Here is a 5,320-nt window from a genome sequence, read left to right as displayed (position 1 = left end):
AATTTATCAGCTCTTTTATTCGATATTAATTGTTGTCTTACTACTTTTTTCTTCTTTCAATTTTGGCAATTCAATTGTCAGTACGCCATCTTTATAATTTGCTCTAACATTTTCTTCCTCAACTTGTTTAAAACTAAAGCGTCGAGTTACAGAACCTATAGAACGTTCTTTACGAATATATGTGCCATTCTCATTTTTTTCTTCTACTTCATTATGATTAGTTGCTTGAATCGTTAATACATCTTGTTCAAAATCAACTTGAATGTTTTCTTTTTGAAAACCTGGTAAATCTGCTTTCACAGTATATTTATCAGATTGCTCATGAACATCTACTTTAAAAGTATCCATGTTCAGTGGCTTAAAGAAAGCATCTGTCATCCCTTCTAATAAAGAAGGCCCAAAATCAAAAATACCATTTTGACGTTTTGTTATCTCTGGAAATAAATTACGCATATTTTTTCCTCCTTATTATTTATGAATGAAAGATTATCTCTTTCTGCCTTTATTATAACATTTGGTCAAAAAAGGTCAAAGTTTTTGTTTGACCTTTTTTGATGTATATTTTACCAAATAACACAAATAAGTTATATGTCACCTCTCCCCTTATAAAGAGGAATATATTTACATAATAACGAATAGTTTATTTGCTCTTATTTTTTCTTACGGAGGTTACATACAATGGGATATATTGAAGAACTTAGAAAAGTTGTCGGATCAAGACCACTCAATTTATTAGGCGTTGCGGTAGCTGTTTTCAATGAACAAGGACAAATAAAAGAGACCTTTTTTAAAGGCCTCTTTTTTATTTCACTTCTGCATGTAAACAAGATTTAAAATGTCCAAGTGCAAATTCATGTCCTTGCGCATTAAAAGATGCAACTGCCTTTTCATAAACAACAATTTTAAACCCTTTATTATACGCATCTACTGCTGTATGAAGAACACAAATATCAGTACATACCCCTACAAGATGAACCTCTTCAATTCCTCTTTCTCTTAGCTTCATCTCTAAATCCGTTCCAGCAAATGCACTATACCGTGTTTTATCCATGTAATATACATTCTCTGCATTTTTATATGTTTCGTACACATCTTGTAATTCACCAAACAAATCTCTTCCACTTGTACCAGCTATATTATGAGACGGGAATAACTTTGATTCTGGATGATATACATCATTTTCTTCATGTTTATCAATAGCAAAGACAACGTAATCTCCATTTTCAATATATTGCTTCGTTATATGTACAATTTCCTTCTCAATTTCCTGTCCTGGTTTCCCGCATGTTAAAGCGCCTTTCTCAGCTACAAAATCATATGTATAATCAATATTTATAAGAGCTCGTTTCATTACTATCTCTCCTTCTTCTGTTTCACAGTAAACAATAGAAAATTTGTTATTACGACATCGTATGTACTATTCGACATTTCAAATGAAATACCTACATTTTTCTTCTGAAACTTACCTTAGCCCGAGTTTATCATATAATAGATAAACAATGGTAAAACAAATAGCTCCTATTAACAAGTCATGAATTTGATAATTGAGCATTATTTGCATAAACTCTTGTATCGTAAACCAAATTACTGCCATCATTAGGCTAATCAAAATGATACGAATACACCGATTCACATCTTCAACCTCTTTCTCTGTCATAGTAGTAACAAGTGATTACTTCCTATTTAATCGTATTAGAAAATGAAATAAGTTATTCACTCTTGCACACTCTAGTCCAAACAAAAAAGCACACTACTTTTTGAGTAATGTACTTTTTATTCATATTAAGACGCTGGTTTTGTCTCAAATGTTGCTTGATTAAAACTAATAACCTTTCCTTTCGGGTCATTGTTTTCATACTGAACTGCAGTAATTGTATGACTACCTGTTTCCAGCGTTTTTTCTTTTAACTGCACTGTTGTCTGCGTTGTACTAGTTACTTGATGTTTATCCGTATACATTTGATCTACAAATACGAATGTTTCTTTATCACTTTGAAAATTAGAAAGCTCTAATTCAACTTGCTGAATTAACGTATCCTTTTTGATGAATACAGTCGGTATATTGCCGTTTTCAGAAGTACCATCTGGAGTAATAACTTTTACTTTCCCTTCCCCAATTGACATTGCTCCTTCAGGAAATACAACCATATTCTCATCACTTGCGTTTACAACTTGTTCTTCCTGTTTTGATTGCGCGTCCTCTTTTTCCTGTGGAGCACCGCAACCAACTAATAACAATACAGACAATCCAGTGATTATGAATTTTTTCAAAATTCATCCCCCCTGTAACTTCATTATAATTTATTATACAAAAATAACTTTTAAATTTTGAGACTACTTTCAACACTTTCATGAACAAATAGAATCTTGCTCACGATTAATGTATCATACTTTCCTTAATAGAACATTAATTTTTTTTATGAAATAAATAGTAATTTCCTCTTATCTATCATTTTAGCCCAACATATGAATTACATACCCTCAAAAATAAAAAGACATTGTTAGTTCAATGTCTTTTCTATACAGCAATTAAAAAACAAACGTTGTAATCTCATCTACTTCTTTTCTTGGAAGTTTCTTCGGTTTATCTTTCGGAAATCCGAGTGAAATAACCATATTTATTTGTTTTTCAGGCTCAATTTGTAAATATTGGCGCAGTTCATCTTGAGCTAGCAATACTGGCCCTGTCATTGGACAAGTACCAAGTCCCTTTGCATGTGCAGCTAACATTAAGTTTTGTGCCGCTAAACAGCTACTCTTAATGCCTTCTTCTTCCCAAACTGAATCTGGAACAAAAGCAATTGGATCAAATATCTTTTCACGGAACTTTGATTCATATGGTGTTGCCAAACATACGATTAATACTGGTGCCTCCGAGAAAGCTGTTGCATATGGTCCGAAAGAACGTGTAAGTAATTTCCCTGCTTTCTCTTCTCCATTTTCTGCTGCTTTTGTCGCAAGTTTATGTAATGCATCCCATGTCATTTGTTCAATTTCTTTAATCTTCTCTCGATTCATGATAACTACGAATTCCCACGTTTGTGAATTCGTATCACTCGGTGCGTAACGAGCACAATCAATTATTTCTTTTATATCATTAGTAGATACTTCTTGATCTGTAAACTTTCTAACACTTCGTCTTCCGTGAATTACTTCTTTAAAATCTTCATAATTCATATATTAAATCCCCTTTTTACAGCGTTTTCAAAACTTGTCCTATGCTTGAATTATATCATGAAAAAAAGCCGGAAGAATACCAGCTTTTTTCTTCATAATTAATTTGTCACTTTAAATAAACGAATACTCTCTTCGTATGCAGCTTGTAGTTTTTTCGTAATTGGTCCTCTTTCACCAGCCCCGAACTGTTCATCACCAATTTGAACGACTGGGAATATTTCAAGCGGCGTCGCTGTAAAGAAGCACTCCTCAGCGTCATATACTTCTTGTAATGAAAACTCTCGTTCCTCTACATCGATATGTAACTCTTTCGCTAATGTAATTACGTAGTGACGTGTAATACCATGTAAAATGAAATGATCCGCTGGATGTGTAATCAACTTATTATTCTTCACGATAAAGAAATTGGAATGACACCCTTCAGTCACAATACCATCTCGTACTAATATTGCTTCTTGATACCCTTGTTCATTTATTTTGTTTTTGATCATGATATTAGGAAGCAGATTTAAAGATTTTATATGGCAAAACTTCCACCTGATATCCTCTTCTACTGTCACCTTAATCCCTGCCTCCATTGAAGCAACTGGTCTTGGGAACGAAACAAGATTTGCAAAATATGTCGGTTGTAAATCTGATTCATATACATGATTGCGCGGTTGTGCCCCTCTTGATATTTGTAAATATACATTCCCATCTTCTTGAAATTGATTTTTTTTAATCATTTGATATAACTCTTCTACTAATTCTTCCTTCGTAAATGGTGGAATTAGTTTTATTTCCGCCATAGAGTTAAAGAATCGTTCCAAATGTAAATCTAATAAATGAGGCTTGCCATCGTATAGTCTAAATACTTCATAAATCCCATCACCAAATTGGAAGCCTCGCTCTTCTAATGCGACCATCGGCTGTTCTTCCTTCGTATTAATCATTCTCCCATTAAACAAGATCCAATCTTTATGAGTAGCTTTCATTCTTCCCCACTCCTTTATCACATGATTGATTTTATTGTACAACTTATGACACCCTGAAAGAAGGAATTTTCTGTATTTTCACAAACAAAAAATACATCACTTCGTAAAAGTGATGTATTTTATCATTTATTTAAGGAAATATTTTTCAATATCATCTAACATAAGGTTCGCAGCTTTAATACCGCCTGCTGTATTCCAGATTACCTCATCTACTTGGAATACTTTGTTATTTTTAGAAGCCTGTAGTTGCTTAAAGAGTGGATCTTCTGTCCATTCCTTTGCTAACGAATTTCCTTCATTATTCTTATCTGCATCTTTATCAGACGTGAAATAGAATAAGTAGTCTCCGTCCATATTTGGAATCTGCTCTTTTGTAATTCCTTTTATCGCAAAATCATCTTTATCTTGTAATGGTGGTCGTTTAAATCCAATATCATTTAAAACAACGCCCGAGAATGAGTTTTTTTGATAAATGCGAACATCACCTGGCACGAAACGAATAATAGAAACTTTAGAATTCAATTTATCGCCTAACTTCTCTTTCATTCCTTCAATGCGTTTTTTATAATCATCAAGAGCTTTTTGCCCTTCTTTTTCTTTATTTACAGCTTTTGTATAAAGTGTAAAGTTTTCTTTCCAATCACCGCGTAATGTTTCTGCATAAACAGTTGGTGCGATTTCTTTTAGCTGATCATATATTTTTTCATGACGCATTTTATTTCCGATAATTAAATCTGGCTTAAGCTTCATTACAGCCTCTAAATTAATATCACGTTCAGTTCCTACAACTTCCGTGTTTTTTAACTCTTTCGCTAAATGAGGATACCATTCATCACCAGCACGTGGTTTCGTAGTCCCCACTGGCGTTACGCCCACAGCTAGGAGAGCCTCTGCGCCTTCATTTGTTAAAACAACAACTTTTTTAGGTGTACCATTTACTGTCGTTTCTCCCATTGCATGCTTTACCGTATATGAATCTTTTGCTTTCGCTGATATATTATTTTCTTTTTTCTCTTCTTTACTACATCCTGCAATTACAACCATGAGTATCATAATGCAGAACATAATTAGTTTTTTAGTATGTATCATATGTCCTCCCTAGATGAAATCGATTATCATTAACATTTAAAGATTAATGTATCTTACATACATTGTCAATGTATATCAGA

At 33.2% G+C, this 5,320-nt stretch carries 8 protein-coding genes; 1 reads left to right on the top strand and 7 read right to left on the bottom strand.

Annotation, left to right across the window (positions count from 1 at the left end; all coding sequences use genetic code 11):
• Positions 1 to 15 precede the first annotated feature (15 nt).
• Positions 16 to 453: an Hsp20/alpha crystallin family protein gene (locus ACQGS6_RS22355; RefSeq protein ID WP_001245053.1), complete on the bottom strand. Its 438-nt coding sequence runs from the start codon at positions 451 to 453 to the stop codon at positions 16 to 18.
• Between the two features lie 225 nt (positions 454 to 678).
• Here ACQGS6_RS22355 and ACQGS6_RS22350 point away from each other — a divergent pair, with 225 nt between their 5' ends.
• Positions 679 to 834 (top strand): hypothetical protein, encoded by a 156-nt coding sequence (locus ACQGS6_RS22350; RefSeq protein WP_009326906.1) that lies wholly within the window; start codon positions 679 to 681, stop codon positions 832 to 834.
• On the opposite strand, the gene ACQGS6_RS22345 is transcribed toward ACQGS6_RS22350, so the two are convergent.
• The 6 genes from ACQGS6_RS22345 to ACQGS6_RS22320 all read right to left on the bottom strand — a co-directional run bounded on the left by ACQGS6_RS22345 (position 803) and on the right by ACQGS6_RS22320 (position 5,240).
• Positions 803 to 1,351 (bottom strand): cysteine hydrolase family protein, encoded by a 549-nt coding sequence (locus tag ACQGS6_RS22345; RefSeq protein WP_000816767.1) that lies wholly within the window; start codon positions 1,349 to 1,351, stop codon positions 803 to 805. The genes ACQGS6_RS22350 and ACQGS6_RS22345 overlap by 32 nt on opposite strands.
• A gap of 111 nt (positions 1,352 to 1,462) precedes the next feature.
• Complete coding sequence (locus tag ACQGS6_RS22340; protein ID WP_000136530.1) at positions 1,463 to 1,657, bottom strand: hypothetical protein; 195 nt, start codon at positions 1,655 to 1,657, stop codon at positions 1,463 to 1,465.
• A gap of 125 nt (positions 1,658 to 1,782) precedes the next feature.
• A complete protein-coding gene (locus ACQGS6_RS22335) occupies positions 1,783 to 2,271 on the bottom strand; it encodes a hypothetical protein (protein WP_000713496.1) in 489 nt (162 codons plus the stop codon).
• Between the two features lie 258 nt (positions 2,272 to 2,529).
• On the bottom strand, positions 2,530 to 3,177 hold the full coding sequence (locus tag ACQGS6_RS22330) for a nitroreductase family protein (RefSeq protein WP_001105291.1): 648 nt from the start codon (positions 3,175 to 3,177) through the stop codon (positions 2,530 to 2,532).
• A gap of 98 nt (positions 3,178 to 3,275) precedes the next feature.
• Complete coding sequence (gene dat / locus ACQGS6_RS22325; RefSeq protein ID WP_000648387.1) at positions 3,276 to 4,151, bottom strand: D-amino-acid transaminase; 876 nt, start codon at positions 4,149 to 4,151, stop codon at positions 3,276 to 3,278.
• Positions 4,152 to 4,277: 126 nt separating this feature from the next.
• On the bottom strand, positions 4,278 to 5,240 hold the full coding sequence (locus tag ACQGS6_RS22320) for an ABC transporter substrate-binding protein (protein WP_000581989.1): 963 nt from the start codon (positions 5,238 to 5,240) through the stop codon (positions 4,278 to 4,280).
• Between the last annotated feature and the right edge of the window lie 80 nt (positions 5,241 to 5,320).

The organism is Bacillus sp. GMs2/2 (genome assembly GCF_050172095.1).
Taxonomy (GTDB): Bacteria; Bacillota; Bacilli; order Bacillales; family Bacillaceae_G; genus Bacillus_A; species Bacillus_A cereus.
Note: the sequence above shows the minus strand (reverse complement) of the source record. Positions and strands in the feature narration are given on the sequence as shown.